Genomic DNA, 21,450 nt, shown 5'->3' with positions numbered 1-21,450 from the left:
TTGTGGTCCGGTACTCCACTGAAGCGGGAACCGCAGCAATTACAGACGGATAGCCGCGCCGGGCCGGTCGTATTGCTATCGGTGCCGATGCTGGCGGGTGTGAAAACCATACCGCCGGTACAGTAGATTTGAGGGCATTCTGTCATGCGCAAGGGTGCGGAAACGCGCGAACGCATTCTGGAGATCGCCGAGGCCTCGGTGCTCGCCAAGGGGTTCGGCGCGACTTCCATCGAGGAGGTGATTGCCGAAGCCGGCATCACCAAGAGCGGCTTCTTCTATCATTTCAAGGACAAGAACGAACTCGCCCGCGCCTTGATGCTGCGCTACGTCGAGGAGAACGACCGCATCTTCGATGATGTGTTTCACCGCGGCCGGCAATTGTCCGATGATCCGTTGCAGTCGTTCCTGATCACGCTCAAGCTGCTTGCCGAGTTGATGGGTGATCTGCCGAACGGCCACCCCGGCTGCCTGATCGCGACGTTCACCTATCAGGAGCGCCTCTTCGACCGCACCGTTCGCGACATTGCCGCCGCCGCCGTACGCTCCTGGAACGGGCGGTTTCGCGATGCGCTGAACGAGATCGCGGCCGTTTATCCTGCCCGCAAAGGCATGGACCTCGAAGACGTGGCCATCATGTTCTCCTGTGTGATCGATGGCGGCATCATCATGTCGCGGGGGCTCGGCGACCCGCGTGTCCTCGAACGCCAGATCCTCGCCTTCCGAAACGTCGTAAAGATGTTGTTCGCGCCGGCGGCGCCTGACGTCATGCTGCCGCCCAGCGCCATCGCCGCCGAATAGGGGTGCGCCGGGCGGCGCTCGCTGCAGCCCCGAGGCTGCGATATCAGGCGCGTTCGATTCAGACTGCCAGCGTCGCTACGACAGCCTGTGCTGCCCTGACCATTGCGTGTGGCTCGGCGGCGAACACCGCGTCGTGCGCGCCGGCCGCTGCCCAAACGCGATCGAAACCGAGCAGCGTTTCGTCGGCGAACGCCGGGATTGCAATCAGATGGCCGATCGGGGCTACGCCGCCGATTGCAAAGCCGGTCTCGTCGCGGATCTGCCGCGGGTCGGCGCGCTTCAGCGGCTCGCCGGTCAGTGCGGCAGCCCTGGCCAGATCGAGCTGATTGGAGCCGGAAACCAGGAAGAGAAACAGCTTTCCGCTGGTTTCCCCCTGGAACACCAAGGATTTGACGATCTGGGCGACTGTGCAGTCGCATTGCGCGGCGGCTTCCTCGGCGGTGCGTGTCGAGGCACCCATGCGTCTGATCTCGATGTCGAGACCAGACTCGGCTGCTGCCCTGGTCACACGATCAATGCTTCCAGCCATGAAGAAACGAACCTATCATGCAGATTCATAAGGGATTTCGATTGTCATGCCGTCATAGGCCGGCTCGACATCGGCCGGCGTCTCGGCCATCACCGCAGCGTAGTCGAGCGGCACATGCATGTGCGTCAGAACGGCCTTTTTCGGCGTCAGTTTTTCGATCCAGCCGAGTGCCTGGCCGAGCGACAGATGGCTCGGATGTGTCCTGTACTGCAGCGCGTCGATGACCAGCACGTCCAGGTCGCGCAGCCGTTCGGCGGTGGCGTCGGGGAAATCACTGACATCGGGGCAATAGGCGAGCCCGCCGATGCGAAAACCAAGCGATAAGATATCGCCATGGATCTGCGGCAGCGGCTCGAGGGCGAGGGTACCCCCCTCGCCTTCGATCACCACCGACCTGGCGTGGTCGATGATATGGGGCTCGACGATGGGCGGATAGGAACTGCCTAGCGGTGTTTCGAAACAATAGCCGAACGCTTCCCGTAACCGCAGCATCGTGGGCTGGTCGGCGTGAATATCGATCAGATGACGCTGCTCGAGTACGAAGCCGCGCAAATCGTCGATGCCGTGGATATGGTCGGCATGCGGATGCGTATAGACGACTGCATCGATGTGCCTGACCGATGCCAGCAGCATCTGCTCGCGGAAATCCGGCCCAGTGTCGATGACGACTGTGGTCCTGTCGCCGTTCGCCGCAATCCGCTCGACAAGCGCGGCGGTGCGCATGCGCCGGTTCCTCGGATTGGCCGGATCGCAATTGCCCCAGTCGCCGGTGATGCGCGGCGTGCCCGGCGATGAGCCGCAGCCGAGAATGGTGAGGCGCAGCCGGTCGCTCATGCCTCAGGTGCTCAGCGCGCTCGGGCGCGGCATCTTCCCGAACAGTCGGAAGAAATTGTCCGTGGTGACGGCGGCGATTTCGGCCTCGCTGACGCCGATCGTTTCGGCCAGCACCTTGGCTGTATGCGCGACATAGGCAGGCTCGTTGCGCTTGCCGCGAAACGGTATCGGCGCGAGATATGGTGCGTCGGTTTCGACCAGCAGGCGGTCGTGTGGCACATCGGCGGCAATGGCGCGCAGTTCGGCCGAATTCTTGAAGGTCAGGATGCCGGAAAAGGAAACATAGCCGCCGAGCGCCACGCCGACTTGGGCCAGCCTGCGCCCGGACGAAAAACAGTGCAGGATGAAGGGGAAGGCGCCCTTCCCTGTTTCGTCCTCAAGGATATCAGCCATGTCGCTGTCGGCGTCGCGCGAATGGATGACCAGAGGCAGGCCCGTCTCGCGCGCTGCGGCAATATGGGTGCGAAAACTCTGCGCCTGGGCATCGCGCGGCGCATGATCGTAGAAATAGTCGAGCCCGGCCTCGCCGATCGCCACCACTTTGCGATGAGTGGACAGCCGGACAAGCGCCTCGACAGTCACGTCCAGCTCCTCGGCGGCATTGTGCGGATGGGTGCCGACCGAGCAATAGACTTCGTCGAAAGACTCAGCGATCTCAAGCACTTGCTGGAACCGCTTCACACGCGTCGAGATCGTCACCATGCGACCGATTCCAGCGGCTAAAGCGCGGGCGACGATGGCCGCCCGTTCCTCTGCGAAGTCCGGAAAGTCGAGATGGCAGTGACTGTCGACCAACATTAGGCGTTTGCATCCGTTTGCTCGACATAGCGTGGAAACACCGGTTCCGGCGCTGGCAGAGCCGTGCCAGGCACCAGCGCGTGACCTTCGGCAACATGCGCGAAGTCGCGTCCGTCTGACGGCACGGCCAGCAGGTCGAGCAGCTTCGCCGCCGAAGTCGGGACGACGGGCTGGCAAAGGATTGCAATACGCCGGATCACCTCGGCCGTCGTCCACAGCACCGTTTCCATGCGCGCAGGATCGGTCTTCTTCAGGGCCCACGGCTCCTGCCCCGCGAAATAGCGGTTGGCTTCGGCCACCACGCCAAAGATCGCCGCCAGCGCCAGATGGATGCCCTGTTCGGCCATCGTCTTGCGTGCCGTGACAAGGGCGGCACTTGCCTGATCGAGGATCGCCTTGTCGGCATCGCTCAATTCACCGCGTTTCGGCACCACGCCGCGGCAGTTCTTGGCGATCATCGACAGCGAACGCTGCGCCAGATTGCCGAGATCGTTGGCGAGGTCGGCATTGGTGCGGTTGACGATCGCGTCGTGGCTGTAGCTGCCGTCCTGACCGAATGGCACTTCGCGCATGAAGAAATAGCGTACCTGATCGAGACCATAATGCTCGATCATCGCAAACGGATCGACGACATTGCCGACCGACTTCGACATCTTCTCGCCGCGGTTGAACAGAAAGCCATGCGCGAATACGCGCTTCGGCAGTTCGATCCCTGCCGACAGCAGGAAGGCCGGCCAGTAGACGGCATGGAAGCGGACGATGTCCTTGCCGATGACGTGGACGTTCGCCGGCCAGAAGGACCATCTGTCATCGGCCGCATCCGGATAACCGGCAGCCGTGATGTAGTTGGTCAGTGCATCGACCCAGACGTACATCACATGCTTGTCGTCGCCCGGCACCGGCACACCCCATTTGAACGTGGTGCGCGAGATCGACAGGTCCTTCAGCCCGGATTTGACGAAGCTGACGATTTCGTTGCGCCGCTCCGCCGGTCCGACAAATTCGGGGCTGCTCTCATAGAGCGCGAGCAGCCTGTCCTGATAGGCGGAAAGGCGGAAGAAATAGCTCTCTTCCTCGGTCCACTCGACGGGCGAGCCGAGCGGTTCGCGACGTATGCCGTCGTCGCCGACCTTGGTTTCGGCCTCGTCGAAATAGGCTTCCTGCCGCACCGAATACCAGCCGCTATAGCGGTCGAGGTAAATGTCGCCATTTTCCGCCATGCGCGTCCAGATCGCCTGGCAGGCCTTGTAGTGGCGCTCCTCGGTGGTGCGGATGAAAACGTCGTTCGAACAGCCGGTCGCTTCGAGCATCGAGCGGAAGATAGCCGAATTGCGATCGGCAAGCGCTTTCGGCGTCAGGCCTTCGGCGTCCGCCGTCTGCTGCATCTTCAAACCGTGCTCGTCGGTTCCCGAGACGAAGAAGACGTCCTTGCCGTCGAGCCGCTGGAAGCGGGCCAGCGTGTCGCTGGCGATGACATTGTAGGCATGACCGATATGCGGCTTGCCGTTCGGATAGAAAATCGGCGTCGTGAGGTAGTATTTTTCGCGTGCCATGGATGAGCCGTCATGAATGTCTGAATGAAAGATGCCGGTGAGATATCGTATCGAAACGGCGATTGCCATCCCGATGGGCCGTCACATTCGCATTGCAGAATTCAGGCGGTCGATCATGGTCAAGGCGTGCTGCTTCTTGTCGAGATTGTAGGTGTCGGTCTCAGATATAGCGTTCAAAGCCTCGTGCCAAGTATCCGACAGCGTTTTGGCCCGCGCCAGATCGCCCGCCAGCGCGGCTTGGCTTGCACTGGTCGAGAGCAGGTCGAGCGCACGGCGATTGAAGATATCGAACTGGATGGCCCGGTCGCGCCCGGCGACCGCCTCCGCGAGGCGATAGGCGCCGGCAACATCGCTCTTTCCCGTTGTCGCCAGAGCGTCGAGCGTTTCGGCGATTTCCAGCCCGCCATACTGCGTCAACAGGATTGCGGTGCGCGCGCTGCCCCCTGCCCGCTTGGCCAGTGCTGCGCGCGCCGCGGGATCGTCCGGTGGCGGTGGTTCGACGCTCTCCAGAACCGTCATCAGGCTCTCGGCATCGAGCGGAGTCAGCCGCACCATCTGGCAGCGCGAGCGGATCGTCGGCAGAAGGCTGCCCGGCGCATGGACAATGAGGATGAACAGTGTGCGTGCCGGTGGTTCTTCAAGATTCTTCAACAACGCGTTGGCAGCATTGGTATTCATGTCGTCGGCCGGATCGACGATCACCACCCGGTAGCTGCCGTCATGCGAGGTCAGCGACAGGAAGCGGCTGACCTTGCGGATCTCGTCGACGGTGACGACCGTCTTAAAACTCTTCGTCTTGTCGTTCGGCGGGCGGGTCAGATGCAGCACCGAGGGATGCGCGCCGGTGGCGATCTGGCGGAACAGCGATGACGCCGGATCGGGAACGGCAAGGACCTCCGGCGCCTGTTCGAACGCCGGATGCTTCAACAGATGATGCGCCAGGTGAAAGGCGAGCGTCGCCTTGCCGATGCCGACCGGTCCGACAAAGATCAGCGCATGCGGCAGCTTCCCGGAGCGATAAGCGGTGGCGAGCATGTTCGCCGCCTGGCCATGCCCGACAAGACGCGGCGTCTCGGATGGCTCCGGGACGCCGTCCAGCGTGTCGTGCTGTTCTGGTGCGATCCGTTCGAAAATCATCCCGGCGCCTGCTTCCTGTGCGCCGGCGTCATCGTCTCCAGGGCCGTGAACACGGCGGCGGTGACGACATTCTCCACCGTGTCGGGGTCGGCGGACGCGTCGACGACGATGCAGCGCTCGGGTTCCGCCGCGGCGATTGCCAGAAAGGCTTCGCGGCGGCGCTGGTGGATATCAAGCGTTTCCTTTTCGAAGCGGTCGGCGCCGGCATCGGCGCCCCGCCGTGCGGTGGCGCGCCGCAGTCCTTCGGCCGGGTCGATATCGAAGATCAGCGTCATGTCGGGCACCATGCCATTGATGGCGACCCTTTCCAGAGCGCCCATGAACGCCGGGTCGAGGCCGCCGGTGACGCCCTGGTAGACGCGCGAGGAGTCCATGAAGCGATCACAAAGCACGATCGAGCCGCGTTCGACCGCCGGCCGGATGACCTGCTCGACATGGTCGGAACGCGCGGCGGCGAAAAGCAGCGCCTCCATCCGGGGGCCGAATGGCTCGGCAGCCCCGGAAAGCAGGACATGCCTGACCGCCTCTGCGCCCGGCGAGCCACCCGGTTCACGCGTGACAAGGACATCGTATTTCTTGGCGCGCATCTTACTGGCCAGCCGCTCGATCTGCGTCGACTTGCCTGCCCCTTCTCCGCCTTCGAAGGTGATGAAGAATCCGCTCACCAAGGCCTTTTACCATGCTGCGGGACCGTAATAGTCCTGACTTGAGAAAAGGTCCACGCCACGGGTGCTAACGCAGCCAGCCGACCGCCAGTTCCTTGGCGGCGTCGAGCGCGCGTTGCGGCAGCGAGCCGACGCCAACCGATTCGGCCGCGAAAAGCGGCGTCTCCTGGCTCAGCGTGTCACCGATCCAGACCCGCAGCGCGCCCACCGGCTGCCCCTCTTCCACGGGAGCTGCAACCGGTCCCTCGTAGACGATTCTGGCGGTCAGCTTGTCGCGGTTGGCGATCGGCAGGAAGATGACCACGGGCGCTTTTGCCTTCAGTGCCACGCCGGATTTCGCACCGCCGAAAACCTGGGCCTCGCCGACCACCTCGTTCTTGGCGAAAATCTCGGTCTTCTGGAAGGAACGAAGGCCCCAGTCGAGCAGCTTTCGCGCTTCCTCGGCGCGCTCGCGGTCACTTGCCAGGCCGCTCATCGCCCCAATGACCCGCCTGCCACTGTGGCTGACCGAGCCGACGACGCCAAACCCGGATGCCTCGCTCCTGCCGATCGCCAGGCCGTCGGCACCGATATCCATCGCCAGCAGCGGGTTGCGGTTCCTCTGGGTGATCTTGTTCCAGGTGAAATCCTTTTGGCCGTAATAGCGATAGAGGTCCGGGTACTCGCGCCAGATATGCAGGGCCAGAAGCGCAAGCTCTCGAACCGTCGTCTGCTGACCGTCGGCCGGCAGACCGGTTGCATTGACGAATGTCGATTTTTCGAGGCCAATCTGCCTTGCGCGCTCGGTCATCTCAGTCGCGAAATTCGCCTCCGATCCCACAAAACCTTCGGCGATGATGATGCAGCCGTCATTGGCGGCCTGAACCGTCACGCCCTGGATCAGGTCTTCAAGCCGGATCGTTGACTTCAGCTTGGCAAACATTGTCGACGTGCCGGATGGCGCGCCGCCAGTGCGCCATGCGTTCTCACTCACCACGAATGTATCGTTGAGGGTCACGCGGCCCGATTTGATGGCGTTGAACACCACCTCCATCGTCATCAGCTTGGCCAGCGATGCCGGCTGAATCGGCCTGTCGGCATCCTTGGAAAACAGCACCGTTCCGGTTTCGGCATCGATCATGAAGGCCTGCGCGGACTTGGTTTCGAAAAGCTGCGCCGCGGCCGGAGCCAGCGAAAGCAGCAGGAGGCCAAAACCCAGGAGCCCGGCGAGAGGCGCGGCGAAGCGAAATTTCATGAGAGGTTCGACCTGTCAGCCGGTATTTCTGGGCAAGCTCTAGGCTATCAGGCTTTGTCCCGGCCGATCAACCGCGCGATGGACAACAGGGCAAAACTTCAGGTTTTGCCGGTCAGTTCCGAACCACGAGCGCGTCCGGTGCGCCATGCGACCATGCCGCCTGCAGCATCTGGTCCAGGCTGCCATGGCCGTCCGGATAGAGGTTGACCGAATACCAGTCCTTGCCCTCGAATTCGGAGCGCTGGATTTCGGTCTTGCCGAAGCTGGAAAGCCGGGCTGCCACACGCTGCGCCTCGGCGGCATCCTCGAACGAGCCAGCCGCGATATAGTCCGTGGGCGAAGCGGCCGGAGGAGCTTGCCGCTTCCACGATCGAAGGATTTCGGCAGGCGACATGCCGGCGCCATCCAGCGCGGCAAAGACATTGCGGGCGCGCTGCACGCGTTCGTCCGCGTAAGACAGCGCCGCTACGCCGAACGGCGATTGCGCCGGCAGATTGATCTGCGGGCGTTCCGGCACGATCGGCCCGAAATCGGGCAGCGTCACATTGCCGGAGGCCGGCGCCTGCGCCGCAATGACAGGCTGTGCCGATGCGGAATTCGTCAACTCGCCGGGAAATGGAGCGGCGGCGGCCAACGCCGTACTCGGGGATGGTCCATTCATGGCGATCATAACACCGGTGGGCAAGCCGTCCGACGGATCCGGCACCCTGTTGCCTGGATTATAGGAGGCCATCAGGTACCGGTCGTCATTGCCGTCAAGCGGCGCCCGGCCGACATATTCGACCTTCACCTTGGCCGTGCCGATATTGGCATAGTCGAGCATTTCGGCGGCGCGTTTCGACACATCGATGATGCGCCCGTCATGGTAAGGGCCGCGATCGTTGACGCGCACGATGACCGAGCTGCCGGTCTTCAGATTGGTGACGCGCGCATAGCTCGGCAGCGGCATTGTCGGATGCGCGCCGGTCAGATGTGTCATGTCGTAGACTTCGCCGTTAGCGGTCAGCCTGCCGTGGAAGGCTTCGCCATACCAGGAGGCGAGACCCATCTTGGCATAGCGCCTGTCTTCCTTCGGATAATACCACTTGCCGCGCACCTGATAGGGCTTGCCGAGCTGGTCGCGTCCGCCGCCACGCTGCAGGCCCGACATCTTGAAGGTGACGCGCGGGCTGGCCTTCACGCCGTATTCGGATTCGGAAAAATATTCCTTGGAGCGGGGTTTCTTGTTGACCATCGCCTTTGGCTGTGGCGGCGCGGCGCAAGCCGCCAGCAAGGCAGCCGACAGGGCAAACAACGCGAAAGCGGAAGCGCGACGAAGACGCGGGCGCGCCGTGCTTTGCATTTTTCGATTGTCCCCTCTCAACAAAGGCACCGCAACTTGACCGTCGGCAGGGCCAAAACCCACTCGACAAATGCCAGCGCCACCTTGATTCGCAATCCCTTGTGCACAGGAATTGTTTATCACCGTATTAACCGATTGTGGTCGGAACCGGGCGAGATTGTGGCGCAAACCGTCCCGGCGATTGTTGTGAAAAACCACCGCTTTTCAATCTTCGGCGCAGCGATGTTCGTCCTGGTTCAGTTCCGCCGTCAAGCGCCCATGGCAGGAACAGGCAACGGCTGGTTGACAGGACTTCGTCGGGCGCACTAGAGCAATGAAGCGCGAACGATCTCCGGGTGGCGCAGCAGTACCGAAAGGTATGAGTTGAGATCAGGACGAGCATCCAAGTGATTGAAAAATCACGATGGAGGGATGGCCGAGCGGTTTAAGGCACCGGTCTTGAAAATTAAAATTGGAATTGGCCTAACGATTTGAAATACAAAGGAAATTTAGCCGCTGGAGCATGAATTTTGCGCCCCTTTTGCGCCACCACGCAAAGTCAAGGCGCAAAGAGCGGGCGCAAGCTCAAAAGGATGGGTGGCCGAGTGGTTTAAGGCTCTGGTCTTGAAAACCAGCGTAGGGGCAACTCTACCGTGGGTTCGAATCCCACCCCATCCGCCATCCGGCGGGCTTTTGCGGATCGCGAGCGTCCGTGGCATCCTTGCCGCCATGTCGCCGCAAGCCCGCCTCCGCCCGACCGTTGTCGACAACCCGTTCTACAGCCGCGCCCATCCCGCCGACGCCAGCAATCCACGCACGATCCCGGCCGCCGTCAATGTCCGCGAGTCGGCGATCACGATGCTCGCCTCGCGCGGCGCGCTCGATGCCGCGCAGGGCGCTGCGGCCGATCGCTTCCGAACGCTATGGGAAACGCTCGGCGGCAAGGGAGCATCCGGCTTCGATCCGGGACGCATTGTCGTCGACGGCGGCAAGATGCCGGACGGGATCAGCCAGCGCCAGATCGATGCCGGGCAGAAATTGCGCAAATGCCGGGCGCTGCTCGGCGCTCGCGGCTATCGGCTGGTTTCGCTTGTCTGCGGGCAAGGCATGGCGCTTCATGAGGTCGCGACAAGCAAGCGCGAAAGACTGACAGCGGCCGACATGTTGCGGTGGTGCCTGGACGATCTTGCGGGGCTTTGGGGCATCGCGACGCGGCGGCGGTAATGGCCCGCTTTGCCGCCTATCCAGCCCGTCAGCGCGCGCGGCGGGTTCGGGCCGGGGAACGTGGCGGCGGCGGAAAACGCGCCGCTACACGCGCCCGTTGCTAGACGGCGTGCCTTCTTTTTCGCAAAGCTCCGAATCGCGAGGCCACAGGCAACGCGGGGTCGGCGGGTTCAGGCGACGCTCATCGAAAGATGGGCCGCCGACTTCCCCTCGGCGCGCGTTGCCAGCGTCGGCGGCGGCTTGACGCTGCGAAATCAAAAGTAGGGGCGCCCCCATTTTGTTTTGTCGCATTGGCTGGGCGCCCCGTCGAGTTCTTCGACCAGTGCGTCGGATTGATGCCGGGATCGGCCTTTTCCGCGTCGCGGATTGGGCTATAGAACAAGGTACTCCACCGGCACCCACCACGCATTTGCTCCCTGCCCTGCGACGCAGAACCGGCGGGACATTTCTTCATTGGTTTTTGCCCCTCGCTGCTGCTGCCCCTTCCACCATGCGCCGCTTTCAGCGGTGCATACGTCCCTGACCTCGTGGTAATCGTCTTGCATCTTCCACAGCGCCGCCGACGAGCCCACAGCCACGGCGCCCGCCAGAAAGCCGACGAGCATACCGTTCTTCTGGATTGGCATTTTCAACCCCCCTGTTGCCAGCGCCACTTAACCCGCCGCTGCTTCCGCAGGCAAGGCTAGGCCACGCAGCACCGTCTTTTTCTGAACTTGCGCGCCTTGCCTCGATCTCTCAGCCGCCCGGCGGCGCGAATTCGCTCCACCCAAACCTTGCACGGAGCGCGAAAGCGATTGCCTTCAGCGCGGTGCCGTCATTGCCGCCGGCCAGGCGCAACAGATTGCGGATCAGCTCGGCCTCGACCTTTGCTGCGCCTCGGTCCAGTTCGCGCCTGTAGCGCTTGAATCGTGAGTAGGGTCGCTTGCTTGATATCGAGCCCGGCCGTGATTTTGGCTGGTCGGAATTGCGAAGCCCGCGAGGACTTCGACCATTTGCTTTTCCTTGCCGGTCGGCGCGTACGGCGGCCGACCGGCCTTGCCTTTGCGATGTGTCATTCTTCTTCAGTTTTTGGAGTGAAAACAGGCACTTGGGAGTTGCTTCGACGACCGCTCCGATTAGGTGTGGGTCCGCGCCAATGAGGCGCGCCAACCAAAAGGACCCGAGGCAATGATCATCAAGACCAGCACCCCGACCATGGAATCCGCCGACGCCTACAACGCCGAGGTTTCCGCGAACGCCACCCGCTTTGCCGCCTCGCTTTTCCTCGGGCGCGGCAAATTTGCCAACGCCGAGGCTGATACCCGCGAGGCTATCGACGCCGCCGCCGCCCAGCTTTCCGCCGACAATCCCAACGGCACCGCGAAGCCGATCATTGTCGCTTTCGACGCGACCGGAAATCAGACGGTGATTTCTGGCAAGCCGCACAAGGCACCCAAGGCGGCGAAGGCGGAAAAGACACTCAAGGCCCCGAAAGCCGCCAACGCCCCGAAGGCACCCAAGGCGGCAAAGGCTCCGAAGGCTGACAAGCCGGCTGGCGGCAAGCGCGCCGAAATCCTCGCCAGCGCCGAGGCCGGAACCTTGCCAGCCAAGCCGGATTTTTCGGCGGCGACCCATGCGCGCTTTCGCAAGAAACTTGACGAGATTATCGCCCTTGTCGGAGCTGGCGATATCAAGGCGCTGAAGGCCTATCCGATCAACCCGATTTCATCCTCGCCGAAGGCAATGGACCGCTATCGGAACCTCGCGGTAACCGCTTTGGAAGCCCAGCGGAAAGCCGCCAAGGCAGCGAGCTGATCGCCATGGACTGGAACGATCCCGTCGCCCGCGCCCACCTAGTCGAACAGGGGGGCGCGGAGGAATATAACCGGCAATTCGCGGCGTATCGCGAGGCCTCGGTTGTTGCCAGCATCAACGACCACAAAATCTTCCTGTCGGCAGCCGGCTGACGGCGGCCGATAACCTCCGGGCATGCTTGGACGATCTCGCGGCAATGTGGCACCTTGCGTCGTGGCGAGTCGGCGACGGCCGCCGTGGGGTCGGCATCGCCGGTTGAAAGAATGGGCGTGCCATTGGGGGAAACAAATTGCCGCGATTTCTCGGAATATTGCTTCTGGTCACTACTGGATTGCTCTCTACTGTCGTTGCCAATGCAGAGAACCCCGATAGGGAAAAATGCACCTGTGACGTTATTCCCGGTTCACCCTTGGACAATGGCGCTAGGGTCAGTAATGCGTCGGCGTGCTGGTCAACAGAGAGTGAGAAACGGCAGTGGTGCGACATTGCTGTTCAAAGCCTGGAGGGGAGTAGTGACCATCAGAACCATGTGGCGGCGCTGTTCAAATACGCCGATGCGCCGGAGGCTTTGACTGGGTTTCTAAGAGAACAGAGCGAGGCGTTTCTTAGCACTTACGCAGACACAGGGGGCAGAACTGTCGAGCTAGATTTAGACGAGGCGCGCAAGCAGATACCGGCGCTTATCGATAAGAACAGCGAACGGATTGCTCAATGCACCCAGAGCTTCAAAACTTGGGGGGAAGGTAAGCGAGGATTCCAGGGTATTTCGGAACCACTGTTCTCTTGCAGCGTGGGCGCAACTAGCGGCTGGCTGCGCATCCGATTCCAAGTGGGAAATATCTGGATTGTCTATATGGTTGCCCCAAATGCCTGAAAAGCGTGGGTGGCCCTACCGCGTTATGATTATCGCTCTGGTAGCTATTGTGGGCGGACCCTTAGCAGAGTTCGGAACTGGAATTTGGTCATCGTTTTTGGCGTCGCTAAATCCACAGCCGGACAGCTTGAAGCTTGATTTTCAGGATGTACAAGGTTGTCCCCTCGGCAAGCTCCCCGAGATTCGCGACAGCAAGTTCCCCGACCGGCAAACGCCGCTTACCAATGGTGCCGATAGGCTAATCATTTGCGACGCAGAAGCATTGCAGACTACGGACGGCGAAATAGTCCGGGATTTGGCCACCAGATTCAAAGGCTGCCTGATCTGGCGCGGTCAGGGTCATAGCGGCGGACTGATAATGGTTCGCAAGAGTGACGCGATCTGCGCTTTACCGGACAACGCTGGTTTTGTTTGTGACGGCGCAAACGCACGCGACAATCTCGGTAGCGGCGCCATCGGCAACGCTGGCGACGCAGTAGAGCCCTGTAGAGAGGATTTATTGAAACGATTCGGATTTGCGTCGTGACTCGCGCAGCCCTCATGTTTCTGCAGGTGGCATATATCGCGACCAGCCGAACCGTGCCCTGAGTACAAACATGATTGCCTTGAGGGCCACGCCGTCATTGCCGCTGGCAAGGCGCAACAGATGGCCGATCAGCTCGGCCTCGACTTTTGCCGCGCCGCGATCAAGCTCCCGGCGATAATGGCGTCTCAGCGTCTTGCGATCGATGCCGAGAACCGTGGCGATATCCCGCTGCGCTATCGCGGCACCTCCCAAAAGCTCGACGAACCGGCGGCTCAATTCGGTGGGTTCATGCGGCGGTCGTCCGCCTATGCGCTTCAATTTTCCCATGGACAGAGGGGAAAAACTCCTCGGCTCGATTTTCGAGGCGCCCGCGCCGACCCGCTCCGGGCCGGTCGACTTTCCGATATCCCCCCGGTTGGTTCCCGCCTACTGGACAGCTTGGCCCGTTTGTTGAGCCCGGCCAACGCGCGCGCTGCACCCGAGGGGACAGAGCTTTCAGCGCGCGCTCAGCAGTTCATGCAGGTGCCGCTGCCCCTTCACCCAGAGGTCGAGCGCTGTAGGTGTGAACTCGGCATGCCTGCCTATCATTCGGCACTTAGGTCCAAAGTTGATTTTGCGCAGCCCGAGCAGCGTCATGTAGTCCATTTCAATGCCGTGCTTCTCTCTCAAATACCGCGCTGCCTGGATCGTCGACAGACGGCCCTCACTCGTGCGGTGCTGCGACATCAGGCCAGAGCGCGCCGAGGGTGCGGCTTGACCGGTCTGCCGACGTGACGCTTCGGGCTTTTCGCGCCTGGGAGGCAGAGCCTCTGCTGGGGTTTCTCTTCGCTTCTAGCCTCGACGCGATCCATGTACGCCACACACTCCTCGTAGACGAGCATCGGCCTGCTGTTGGGGCCGGTCGGATATCGCCGCTTCGGCCACCCGGGAACATCCTTCTTTTCGTGGTGGTAGTAGGTGACCCTCGACTTATAGCCGAGCATCTTCTGGGTAAAATATCCAATGGTCACCCATCTTCCGCCGGGGTGCTTTGTGTCGATGTCTGACGCCGTCGCGGCTGGCCGCGCTGGCGGCTGCGCGGCGATCTGCAGGCGCAGCGCGCGGACTTCGGACAGCAGCAACTGCAGTTGTCGGTCGAGGTGGTTGAGGCTGATCTCGTCGGTCACTTTTGGCTCCATGTCGACGGGGCCAGTGTAAGGTGTCGGGGTCCTCAAATCCACCGCACCGGGCCGCTGTAGCCGGGCTACACGATTTAGCTCATATCGCAGTTTCTCATAAAGCTGGGCTTACATTCAGGGTGTGGACAAAAATGGGAAGTTCGTCGACCAGCCTCAGAGAAAACAATTATTATACAATGATATCAATGTGATGCGCGAGGTCAACAGGCGACCTGCCAGACATCCTCCTCCGACAGTGGCTCAACGTGACGACTGGATCGCTCATCGGCGTTTCATTGGCCTTGGCGCGAGTTCCTTGATGCGGCCTTGTCGCCGATCTCCTCAACCATCGCCTCAACATTGGCCTTGCTCGTCAGGACCGTACGGCGCGAGAGAAGTAGTTCGACCCACCTCTGTATTTTTTACAACGCTTTTACTTCCCGGTTTCGGTTCGGGATCGGCCATGCCGGCGACCATAGCGCGCTGGCCCTTCGTCATTATGCCGGAAATCCGGGCGCGGCGTGAATACCGTGCCCTGAGCGAGAACATGATTGCCTTGAGGGCCACGCCGTCATTGCCACTGGCAAGCCGCAACAGGTTTCTGATCAACTCCGCCTCGACCTTCGCCGCGCCTCGGTCCAGTTCGAGCCTGTAGCGCTTGCGAAGCGTCTTTTGATCGATCCCGAGAACGGCGCATATTTCCGCCTGCGAAATGGCCGCGCCGGCCAGTAGCTCGACGGTCAGGCGCCGCGCTTGATCCGGTTTATGCGGCGGTCGACCGCCTCTGTGGCGCGATTTTTCCATGGGCAGTGGGGAAAAACTCCTCGGCCCGATTTTTCCAGGCAAAGAAAAAATTCTCCGCATGGCGCCCGCGCCGGCCCGCAGGGCGGTGCTTTCGGCAGGATTCTTCGCCCCCCGCGGCCGAGCTAGGAGGCGTCGGCAATCGTGGGGCCGCTTTCCCGTTGCCGCACAGGCGCGGTGATGAATTCCATCATGGCAGCCGACGCCGGATCCACGCGGTCTGCCGAAGGGACCGAAGCCGCGCGACATCATATACCCGTATCTGCATATCGACGAGATCAAGGTGAGATAGATCGGAGCTGATGCCACTTACCTTTCCAATGACTGGTTTTGACCACCTGAGCAGACTTTCCTGCGACCGTCTGCCTTCCCGAAAGCAAATCTTCATTGGAACCGGCACAAATGACCCGAAGGAGAGCTGGCGCTACGCTCGGGGAATAGCAGCTTTGCGCCCATCTCGGCCGTTCGAGGCGCCTTTGCCACTGCCCAAAAGCAGACGTTACCACGGCAAGCTGTAGGTCGACGTTGCGCCATGACTTGTCATTGATTGGGTGACTGCCGAACGGACGATTTCGCCTGTAAGGGCGACGTTCAAGTTGCCGCGATGATTTTGAGGCGGTGCTGAACTGGTCGCTATTGCGCGATCGCTGACGGCAGTTTGGTAATGGAGGTCTACACCGACAGAAACGTGCTCTGCTGGCCACCAAGCTCGATCATCTTGCGGGAGCCGGCCTACCCATTGACCAGTTACCCGTCTTGTAACATGCGGTCGAGTTCGGCCGGAAGGCGGATGGAAGAGTACTTCGCGAACCAGCCGAGAAAAGGGCGGTCGCGTTGGCTTCAGGTGGAAAACTGGTGATCGTGTTGCTGATGGCCGATAACGGAACTCATTCGAGACTGCTGGGATGGAAATGGCTTTGGATGGGCTATCATGGTAAATACCGGAATGACGCAGCGTTCGCCGCAAGTGTAGCGAAAAATCGGCAGAAACTCTCGAACGTCCATCGCAATGGCCGAAGACAAATTGGAACGGCGGCTCGCCGCGATCCTAGCCGCCGACATCGCCGGCTATTCGCGGCTGATGGGGGAGGACGAGGAAGGAACTCTGCGAGAGCTCAGGGCCGTGGACGAGGAGGTTCTGTCTCCCCAAACGGCGCAGCACCAGGGGCGCATCTTCAAGCGCATGGGCGATGGCTTCCTCGCCGAATTTCCCAGCGTAGTGGAGGCGATGCGCTGCGCGCTCGCCATTCAAGGCGATATGGCGGCGCGCGCCGCGGCCAGCCCCGGTGCCCGCAAGCTCGCGTTTCGCATCGGCGTGCACCTGGGCGACGTCGTCGCCGATCGTGGTGATGTGTTCGGCGACGGCGTCAATGTGGCCGCGCGCCTGCAGGCGCTGGCGGAGCCCGGCGGCATCTGTGTGCATCGTTCCGTGCGTAACGAGGTGCGCGATCGCTTGCCTGTCAGGTTCGTCGACATGGGCGAAATCGAGGTCAAGAACATCGCCCGGCCGATCCGCGCCTTCCGGGTGGCGCTTGACGGCGTGGAGGCCGGCACCCGAGCGGCCCCAGGTCGCAAGCCGAAGTTCGCCCTACCGGCAATCGCCGCGGCGCTGCTCGCGTTCGTCGGGTTGGCGGTGGCGGCCTTCTGGCTGAGCGGCGCGCCGCGACCTGATACCACAACCGATCCAGCCGGCGCCGGCAAGCGGTCGATCGCCATCCTGCCCTTCGCCAATGTCAGCGGCGATTCCGAGCAGGATTACTTCGCCGACGGCCTGAGCGACGGTCTCATCACCCAACTCACCGGCCTTTCCGGCCTGTTCGTCATCGCCCGCGGCTCGGTGCTGCCCTACAAGGGAAAGACCGTCAGCCCCCAGACGGTCGCCCGCGACTTGGGCGTTCGCTACGTCCTCGAAGGCAGCGTGCGCAAATCCCAGGATCGCTTGCGCATCAGCGCAAACCTGGTGGAAGCCGAGACCGCCCAGCAAATCTGGGCCAAGCAGTTCGACAGGCGCCTCTCGGACATCTTCACTGTGCAGGACGAGGTGATCAAAGAGATCGTGGGAGCGCTTGCGTTGGAGCTCACCTCGGCGGAAGCGGCCGGGCTGACGCGCATTCCGACCGCCAACCTCGAGGCATACGATTGGTTTCTGCGCGCCGAAGCGCAAAGCTATTATGTCGTCGACGCCACGACGCAAGCCCGGGCCTTGGCCGCCTACGACAAGGCGATCGCACTCGATCCCTCCTTCGCCGATGCCTATGCCGGCTATGCGCGGGCATTAGCGGAGATCTGGCGGGCCGTGGGGGACCAGATCCTCTCAGCGACAGTCGCCCGCAAGCGCGCCTATGAGGCCGCCGGCAAGGCACTGGAGCTCGATCCCAACAATGCGCGGGCCTTCGCGGCGCTTGCCACCTTCCAACTGGCCGACGGCCGCCATGACGATGCCATCGCCTCGGTGCGACGCGCAGTCGCGCTCAATCCCGGCGATGCCGAGGCCAAGGCGAACCTCGCCATGGTGCTGGCCTATTCCGGCGAACTCGACGAAGCGGTGGACACCTTTGCCCAGGCGATGCGGCTGAACCCGAAACCGCCGCCCGGCTTTCTTCAGGTTGCGGGAATCGTGCACACGCTGGCCGGGAAATACGATTTGGCACGGGCCGAGCTCGAGACGGTGGCGGCTGCCTGGCCGACCTCGGAAAACACCCATGAATATCTGGCTGCCACCTATGCCGCGCTCGGCCGAACCGACGAGGCGCGAAAGCTCGCTGCCTTCTTGACAAATTTACCATTCGGCAACTTGGCCGCCATTCGCATTCTCTACACTGGCTTTTTTCGCAATCCCTCCGATCTCGCACGCTACCTCTCCTTGCTGGCCGAGGCCGGCATTCCCGAATGGCCTCTCGACTATCGGGGCAACGAGCAGTTTCGCGTTCGTGGCGAAGCCCTGACTGCTTTGGCCGTAGGTCGTGGCTGGCAAGGAGTTACGGCCATCCGACGCAGCGAAAAAGCACCATTCTTTCTGCAGGTCACCAAAGACTACCGTGTCGCCTATCGCGGCGCCAACACCTTTCTGACCGGGTTGGCGCGCATCGAGAACGACCAGTTCTGTCTGCAATTCGAGGCGAGCTTCCGCGGGCACTGGCACTGCGGCGCGGTCTATGCGGACAAGAGCGCCGGCCTGGACTACGCGCTGGTTCTGCCCGACACGCTTCGCTATTTCTCCGTAAAATAGCGCGTTCTATTTCTGCAGCTCGGCATGCACGGCCGGCCAGTTGGTGTCCGCCTTGGGCCGATTTGCGGCAAGGTCCTCGAAGCCCGCGCCGGCGGAAAGATAGAGCTTGCCATCGATGATCTGCCAGACCTCCGGTTCGATGTTGACCGTCATCTCGTTGAAGGCGACGCCCTCGCTGCACAGGCCACCATATTGCGGCGCGTAGTCCATCGGACTGGCATCGAACTTCTTCCGGTTTTCGTCGCTGGAGAACTGCCAGGTGGCGCCGAGCCATTCCGATTGGAACTTCTCAGAGCCCTTCACCGCCCGTTTTTCGGTGAAGTAGGCAACCGTGTCGTAGCCCTCGATGGCGACGTTGCCGAAGTAGCCGGTGTTGACCTCGCCCGCCAGCGCCGGCATGGTCCAGACGGCAGCGATGCAGAGACACGTCAATCCGAGGCGTTTCATGGTGCTCGTCCTTTCATTTGGAGACTTAAGGTAGACGCGCCGTTTCGGCCGCCAGCTTCAGGCACTCCCCACTCCACCCCCCCGCTACCTTCGCCGGCTGGCAACGGCCACCGCGCGCCAGCAGGAAGGCGATTGTCTCCTTCCGCGCCTTGAATCCGGCCCGGGTTAACGCCGTGAAGCCGTGCCGCTCGGTTGCTTCCGAATCCGCACCGGCCGCCAGCAGCATCGCCAGTATGTCCGGATGGTTTTCTTCGGCGGCGACGATGAATGGCGTCGTCTTGAAGCGGTTCTCAGCATCGCTAGGCGAAGCCCCGGCCACCAGCAGCTGCCGCACACATTCCGCGCACCCCGCATAGGATGCGCCGTGCAAAGCCGTCATTCCCCGGTTGTTCCTTGCCACAACATCAGCACCGCGTTTGATCAGCAAGGCGACGGCTTCCGGCTGGCTGGCGAGGCAGGCTACGACCAGCGCTGTCTCACCGGTGGGGTTTTTCTCGTCGATGGCCGCGCCGCCATCGAGCAGGGCCTTGAGTGCCGTTTCATCACCGGATTGCGCCGCATCATGGAGGGGTCCGGCCATCGCGGCTGTCGCCGTCAATCCGAACCAGAACGCCACCGCAGACAGTGGTCTGAGCATATCGCTTCCTGCTGAATGAACAATCCTAGCACGCTGAGCGTTTCCTGGTCCAGCCCCCGTCGCCTGCGGAGCTGGGATTCCGTTCACGGCTGTGCCAGTGATGCAGGCCATCGCCTCGCAGATCCATGACGCTGGAAACCATCGCACCTTTGAGCGAAGATCCCTTCATCAGCCTGCCAGCCGCGGGCGCTGATCAGCCTGGCCTGTGCCGGAGAGCACGGCGATCGAGCCGTCACCTAACCCACGTCACGGGCGCGATCCACTCGACTCGAATGCTGCTCTGGATAAGCCGACGGTCTGCTATGGTACGGCAACGCGACGTTGATGTCTCAACACGCGAGGTCCGAATTGGGTCAGGCCACTACATCGGGCCTTGCAGGTTGAATGTCCGCTATAACGTGAAGAGTTTCGGGCGCCGGCAGGCATACGAAAGTCCCCGAGGAAGGAACCCGCGGGCCACGGGCGATGGCTATGGAGATTTCGATTTTCGGCTGGTGTCGGGGGTGGTGCGACCGCCGCCGGGAAGCGGCGGGATTGATGCACACGGACCGCTTTGTCTTCCGTCCGTGGGGCATCGTCGGCTCGGCGCGCGGTCGCACCACGGCCCTGTCGGCACCGATGATCACCATGGACGCGCGTGGGTTCGTTGCCGGAGGCTGAGTGCCTGTGGCTGAAGGCTGGACTTCGCCATGCCGGGTCATGGGGCGTTCTCCCGGTTCGTCGCCGTTTTGCCCGGCGGTCCGCGCGGCTGCCTCCACCGTTCGAACACCTCGATGACAATCATGCGTCCGCCGCAGCATGGGCATGGCGGGCGGAAGCCATCTGGTTCCGCCGGAGGATCGTTCATGACCGGAGGTGCGACCGCGAGCAGTTCGCGGGCGAGCGCGAGGCTCGCCTTGCGGGAACTGCTGGCAAGTAGCCCATAGTGCCGGATGCGATGGAAGCCGCGCGGCAGGACGTGGAGCAGGAACCGACGGATGAACTCGTCGGCGGTGAGTGTCATGACCTGCTGCCGGTCGGCGCCAGGGCGGCGATAGTCCTTGTAGCGGAAGGTGACATCGCTCTTGTCGAAACGGATGATGCGTCGATTCGAGATGGCGACCCGGTGCGTGTAGCGCGACAGATAGGCGAGCACCGCTTCAGGCCCGGCGAAGGGCGGCTTGGCATAGACCACCCAGCGCTTGCTCCGAACAGGATTGAGATGACGCAGGAAGGCGCGTCGGTTGGCCAAGTGGGCCATCGATCCGACGAAGGCGAGCCGGCTGGCCTCGCGAAGCGCGATCAGCTGGGTCAGGAACAGGCGGCGGAAGAGCTTGCCGAGCACGCGCACCGGAAGGAGGAAGGCCGGGCGCGACGATACCCAGCGCTTCCCGTCGAGCGCGATGCCGCCGCCCGGCACGATCATGTGCACGTGCGGATGGTGGGTCATCGCGGAGCCCCATGTGTGGAGGACGGCGGTGATGCCGATACGGGCGCCGAGATGCTTCGGATCGGCGGCGATGGTCAGCATCGTCTCCGATGCCGCACGCAACAGCAGGTCATAGATGGTCGCCTTGTTCTGGAAGGCGATGTCGGCGACCTCGGCCGGCAGCGTGAACACGACATGGAAGTATCCTACCGGCAGCAGGTCGGCTTCCCGCTCGGCGAGCCATGTACGCGCCGCCGCGCCCTGGCACTTCGGGCAATGCCGGTTGCGGCAGCTGTTGTAAGCGATGCGCCAATGGCCGCAGTCCGCGCAGGCCTCGACGTGGCCGCCAAGGGCTGCGGTGCGGCAATGTTCGATCGCCGACATCACTTTGAGCTGGGCGAGGCTCAGGTGCCCTGCATGGGCGGTGCGGTACGCGGGGCCCGCAACGCGGAAGATGTCGGCGACCTCGACAGAGGCGCGCACT

Annotated in this window: 25 protein-coding genes and 1 tRNA gene; 10 read left to right on the top strand and 16 right to left on the bottom strand. The window is 62.3% G+C overall.

All coding sequences use genetic code 11. The annotated features are described in order from the left end of the window. Positions 1-144 precede the first annotated feature (144 nt). Complete coding sequence (locus AC0L3N_RS22865; protein ID WP_473549636.1) at positions 145-798, top strand: TetR/AcrR family transcriptional regulator; 654 nt, start codon at positions 145-147, stop codon at positions 796-798. A gap of 58 nt (positions 799-856) precedes the next feature. Here the strand turns inward: AC0L3N_RS22865 and AC0L3N_RS22860 are convergent, their stop codons facing one another. The 8 genes from AC0L3N_RS22860 to AC0L3N_RS22825 form a co-directional block, all read right to left on the bottom strand. Beyond that, positions 857-1,327 carry a YbaK/EbsC family protein gene (locus AC0L3N_RS22860; RefSeq protein WP_473549635.1) on the bottom strand — a complete coding sequence of 157 codons (471 nt, stop codon included), beginning with the start codon at positions 1,325-1,327 and terminating at the stop codon, positions 857-859. Between the two features lie 15 nt (positions 1,328-1,342). After that, positions 1,343-2,161, bottom strand: coding sequence for an MBL fold metallo-hydrolase (locus tag AC0L3N_RS22855; RefSeq protein ID WP_473549634.1), 819 nt, complete (start codon positions 2,159-2,161; stop codon positions 1,343-1,345). Between the two features lie 3 nt (positions 2,162-2,164). Next, the gene (locus AC0L3N_RS22850) at positions 2,165-2,959 is read right to left on the bottom strand and encodes a TatD family hydrolase (protein WP_473549633.1); all 795 of its coding nucleotides are present in this window, start codon (positions 2,957-2,959) and stop codon (positions 2,165-2,167) included. Further along, positions 2,959-4,512, bottom strand: a complete 1,554-nt coding sequence (gene metG / locus AC0L3N_RS22845; protein ID WP_473549632.1) for a methionine--tRNA ligase — start codon at positions 4,510-4,512, stop codon at positions 2,959-2,961. The genes AC0L3N_RS22850 and metG overlap by 1 nt, the downstream gene beginning before the upstream one ends. Positions 4,513-4,593: 81 nt before the next feature. Then, positions 4,594-5,649, bottom strand: a complete 1,056-nt coding sequence (locus AC0L3N_RS22840) for a DNA polymerase III subunit delta' (protein WP_473549631.1) — start codon at positions 5,647-5,649, stop codon at positions 4,594-4,596. After that, positions 5,646-6,317 (bottom strand): dTMP kinase, encoded by a 672-nt coding sequence (tmk, locus tag AC0L3N_RS22835; RefSeq protein ID WP_473549630.1) that lies wholly within the window; start codon positions 6,315-6,317, stop codon positions 5,646-5,648. The genes AC0L3N_RS22840 and tmk overlap by 4 nt, the downstream gene beginning before the upstream one ends. A 64-nt stretch (positions 6,318-6,381) precedes the next feature. After that, the gene (locus AC0L3N_RS22830; protein WP_473549629.1) at positions 6,382-7,548 is read right to left on the bottom strand and encodes a D-alanyl-D-alanine carboxypeptidase family protein; all 1,167 of its coding nucleotides are present in this window, start codon (positions 7,546-7,548) and stop codon (positions 6,382-6,384) included. Between the two features lie 112 nt (positions 7,549-7,660). Beyond that, positions 7,661-8,890 carry a septal ring lytic transglycosylase RlpA family protein gene (locus AC0L3N_RS22825; protein WP_473549627.1) on the bottom strand — a complete coding sequence of 410 codons (1,230 nt, stop codon included), beginning with the start codon at positions 8,888-8,890 and terminating at the stop codon, positions 7,661-7,663. A gap of 36 nt (positions 8,891-8,926) precedes the next feature. Between AC0L3N_RS22825 and AC0L3N_RS22820 the strand changes: the two genes are divergently transcribed. The 3 genes from AC0L3N_RS22820 to AC0L3N_RS22810 all read left to right on the top strand — a co-directional run bounded on the left by AC0L3N_RS22820 (position 8,927) and on the right by AC0L3N_RS22810 (position 10,093). Then, complete coding sequence (locus AC0L3N_RS22820) at positions 8,927-9,199, top strand: hypothetical protein (protein ID WP_473549626.1); 273 nt, start codon at positions 8,927-8,929, stop codon at positions 9,197-9,199. Positions 9,200-9,460: 261 nt separating this feature from the next. Beyond that, positions 9,461-9,550 (top strand) — tRNA-Ser (locus AC0L3N_RS22815). A gap of 12 nt (positions 9,551-9,562) precedes the next feature. Then, positions 9,563-10,093 (top strand): hypothetical protein, encoded by a 531-nt coding sequence (locus AC0L3N_RS22810; RefSeq protein WP_473549625.1) that lies wholly within the window; start codon positions 9,563-9,565, stop codon positions 10,091-10,093. A gap of 371 nt (positions 10,094-10,464) precedes the next feature. Here AC0L3N_RS22810 and AC0L3N_RS22805 read toward each other — a convergent pair whose 3' ends face one another. After that, positions 10,465-10,719, bottom strand: coding sequence for a hypothetical protein (locus AC0L3N_RS22805; protein ID WP_473549624.1), 255 nt, complete (start codon positions 10,717-10,719; stop codon positions 10,465-10,467). 541 nt (positions 10,720-11,260) lie between these two features. Between AC0L3N_RS22805 and AC0L3N_RS22800 the strand changes: the two genes are divergently transcribed. The 4 genes from AC0L3N_RS22800 (at position 11,261) to AC0L3N_RS22785 (ending at position 13,287) form a co-directional block, all read left to right on the top strand. Continuing rightward, positions 11,261-11,887: a hypothetical protein gene (locus AC0L3N_RS22800; RefSeq protein WP_473549623.1), complete on the top strand. Its 627-nt coding sequence runs from the start codon at positions 11,261-11,263 to the stop codon at positions 11,885-11,887. 5 nt (positions 11,888-11,892) lie between these two features. Then, the gene (locus tag AC0L3N_RS22795) at positions 11,893-12,039 is read left to right on the top strand and encodes a hypothetical protein (protein ID WP_473549622.1); all 147 of its coding nucleotides are present in this window, start codon (positions 11,893-11,895) and stop codon (positions 12,037-12,039) included. A 137-nt stretch (positions 12,040-12,176) separates the two neighbouring features. After that, positions 12,177-12,761 carry a hypothetical protein gene (locus tag AC0L3N_RS22790; RefSeq protein WP_473549621.1) on the top strand — a complete coding sequence of 195 codons (585 nt, stop codon included), beginning with the start codon at positions 12,177-12,179 and terminating at the stop codon, positions 12,759-12,761. A 25-nt stretch (positions 12,762-12,786) separates the two neighbouring features. Continuing rightward, a complete protein-coding gene (locus AC0L3N_RS22785) occupies positions 12,787-13,287 on the top strand; it encodes a hypothetical protein (RefSeq protein ID WP_473549620.1) in 501 nt (166 codons plus the stop codon). Positions 13,288-13,299: 12 nt separating this feature from the next. Here the strand turns inward: AC0L3N_RS22785 and AC0L3N_RS22780 are convergent, their stop codons facing one another. The 4 genes from AC0L3N_RS22780 to AC0L3N_RS22765 form a co-directional block, all read right to left on the bottom strand. Continuing rightward, positions 13,300-13,563 (bottom strand): hypothetical protein, encoded by a 264-nt coding sequence (locus AC0L3N_RS22780; protein WP_473549619.1) that lies wholly within the window; start codon positions 13,561-13,563, stop codon positions 13,300-13,302. 219 nt (positions 13,564-13,782) lie between these two features. Beyond that, complete coding sequence (locus AC0L3N_RS22775; RefSeq protein WP_473549618.1) at positions 13,783-14,013, bottom strand: hypothetical protein; 231 nt, start codon at positions 14,011-14,013, stop codon at positions 13,783-13,785. Next, positions 14,013-14,453, bottom strand: a complete 441-nt coding sequence (locus AC0L3N_RS22770) for a hypothetical protein (RefSeq protein ID WP_473549617.1) — start codon at positions 14,451-14,453, stop codon at positions 14,013-14,015. Before AC0L3N_RS22770 ends, AC0L3N_RS22775 begins: the two co-directional genes overlap by 1 nt. A 345-nt stretch (positions 14,454-14,798) precedes the next feature. Beyond that, positions 14,799-15,290, bottom strand: a complete 492-nt coding sequence (locus tag AC0L3N_RS22765) for a hypothetical protein (RefSeq protein WP_473549616.1) — start codon at positions 15,288-15,290, stop codon at positions 14,799-14,801. A 964-nt stretch (positions 15,291-16,254) separates the two neighbouring features. Between AC0L3N_RS22765 and AC0L3N_RS22760 the strand changes: the two genes are divergently transcribed. Then, positions 16,255-18,474 carry an adenylate/guanylate cyclase domain-containing protein gene (locus AC0L3N_RS22760; RefSeq protein ID WP_473549615.1) on the top strand — a complete coding sequence of 740 codons (2,220 nt, stop codon included), beginning with the start codon at positions 16,255-16,257 and terminating at the stop codon, positions 18,472-18,474. A gap of 6 nt (positions 18,475-18,480) precedes the next feature. Here the strand turns inward: AC0L3N_RS22760 and AC0L3N_RS22755 are convergent, their stop codons facing one another. Both AC0L3N_RS22755 and AC0L3N_RS22750 read right to left on the bottom strand, forming a co-directional pair. Continuing rightward, positions 18,481-18,921 carry a YHS domain-containing (seleno)protein gene (locus AC0L3N_RS22755; protein ID WP_236385389.1) on the bottom strand — a complete coding sequence of 147 codons (441 nt, stop codon included), beginning with the start codon at positions 18,919-18,921 and terminating at the stop codon, positions 18,481-18,483. A 25-nt stretch (positions 18,922-18,946) separates the two neighbouring features. Then, on the bottom strand, positions 18,947-19,537 hold the full coding sequence (locus tag AC0L3N_RS22750) for an ankyrin repeat domain-containing protein (protein WP_473549614.1): 591 nt from the start codon (positions 19,535-19,537) through the stop codon (positions 18,947-18,949). A 492-nt stretch (positions 19,538-20,029) separates the two neighbouring features. On the opposite strand from AC0L3N_RS22750, the gene AC0L3N_RS22745 reads away from it, so the two are divergent. Then, complete coding sequence (locus tag AC0L3N_RS22745; RefSeq protein WP_473549613.1) at positions 20,030-20,218, top strand: hypothetical protein; 189 nt, start codon at positions 20,030-20,032, stop codon at positions 20,216-20,218. Positions 20,219-20,255: 37 nt separating this feature from the next. Here AC0L3N_RS22745 and AC0L3N_RS22740 read toward each other — a convergent pair whose 3' ends face one another. Continuing rightward, a complete protein-coding gene (locus tag AC0L3N_RS22740) occupies positions 20,256-21,449 on the bottom strand; it encodes an IS91 family transposase (protein ID WP_473549612.1) in 1,194 nt (397 codons plus the stop codon). Between the last annotated feature and the right edge of the window lies 1 nt (position 21,450).

The organism is Mesorhizobium sp. WSM4807 (assembly GCF_055811615.1).
The sequence above is the reverse complement of the archived record's forward strand: the minus strand, read 5'-3'. Positions and strand labels throughout refer to the sequence as shown.

Bases quoted from the DNA above. Each gene is read 5' to 3' on its own strand.
- AC0L3N_RS22825 (WP_473549627.1), bottom strand. From the start codon at position 8,890: ATGCAAAGCACGGCGCGCCCGCGTCTTCGTCGCGCTTCCGCTTTCGCG.
- AC0L3N_RS22775 (WP_473549618.1), bottom strand. From the start codon at position 14,013: ATGTCGCAGCACCGCACGAGTGAGGGCCGTCTGTCGACGATCCAGGCA.
- AC0L3N_RS22805 (WP_473549624.1), bottom strand. From the start codon at position 10,719: ATGCCAATCCAGAAGAACGGTATGCTCGTCGGCTTTCTGGCGGGCGCC.
- AC0L3N_RS22785 (WP_473549620.1), top strand. From the start codon at position 12,787: ATGATTATCGCTCTGGTAGCTATTGTGGGCGGACCCTTAGCAGAGTTC.
- AC0L3N_RS22865 (WP_473549636.1), top strand. From the start codon at position 145: ATGCGCAAGGGTGCGGAAACGCGCGAACGCATTCTGGAGATCGCCGAG.
- AC0L3N_RS22850 (WP_473549633.1), bottom strand. From the start codon at position 2,959: ATGTTGGTCGACAGTCACTGCCATCTCGACTTTCCGGACTTCGCAGAG.
- AC0L3N_RS22755 (WP_236385389.1), bottom strand. From the start codon at position 18,921: ATGAAACGCCTCGGATTGACGTGTCTCTGCATCGCTGCCGTCTGGACC.
- metG (WP_473549632.1), bottom strand. From the start codon at position 4,512: ATGGCACGCGAAAAATACTACCTCACGACGCCGATTTTCTATCCGAAC.
- AC0L3N_RS22745 (WP_473549613.1), top strand. From the start codon at position 20,030: ATGGAGATTTCGATTTTCGGCTGGTGTCGGGGGTGGTGCGACCGCCGC.
- AC0L3N_RS22760 (WP_473549615.1), top strand. From the start codon at position 16,255: ATGGCCGAAGACAAATTGGAACGGCGGCTCGCCGCGATCCTAGCCGCC.
- AC0L3N_RS22855 (WP_473549634.1), bottom strand. From the start codon at position 2,161: ATGAGCGACCGGCTGCGCCTCACCATTCTCGGCTGCGGCTCATCGCCG.
- AC0L3N_RS22795 (WP_473549622.1), top strand. From the start codon at position 11,893: ATGGACTGGAACGATCCCGTCGCCCGCGCCCACCTAGTCGAACAGGGG.
- AC0L3N_RS22860 (WP_473549635.1), bottom strand. From the start codon at position 1,327: ATGGCTGGAAGCATTGATCGTGTGACCAGGGCAGCAGCCGAGTCTGGT.
- AC0L3N_RS22830 (WP_473549629.1), bottom strand. From the start codon at position 7,548: ATGAAATTTCGCTTCGCCGCGCCTCTCGCCGGGCTCCTGGGTTTTGGC.
- AC0L3N_RS22840 (WP_473549631.1), bottom strand. From the start codon at position 5,649: ATGATTTTCGAACGGATCGCACCAGAACAGCACGACACGCTGGACGGC.
- AC0L3N_RS22800 (WP_473549623.1), top strand. From the start codon at position 11,261: ATGATCATCAAGACCAGCACCCCGACCATGGAATCCGCCGACGCCTAC.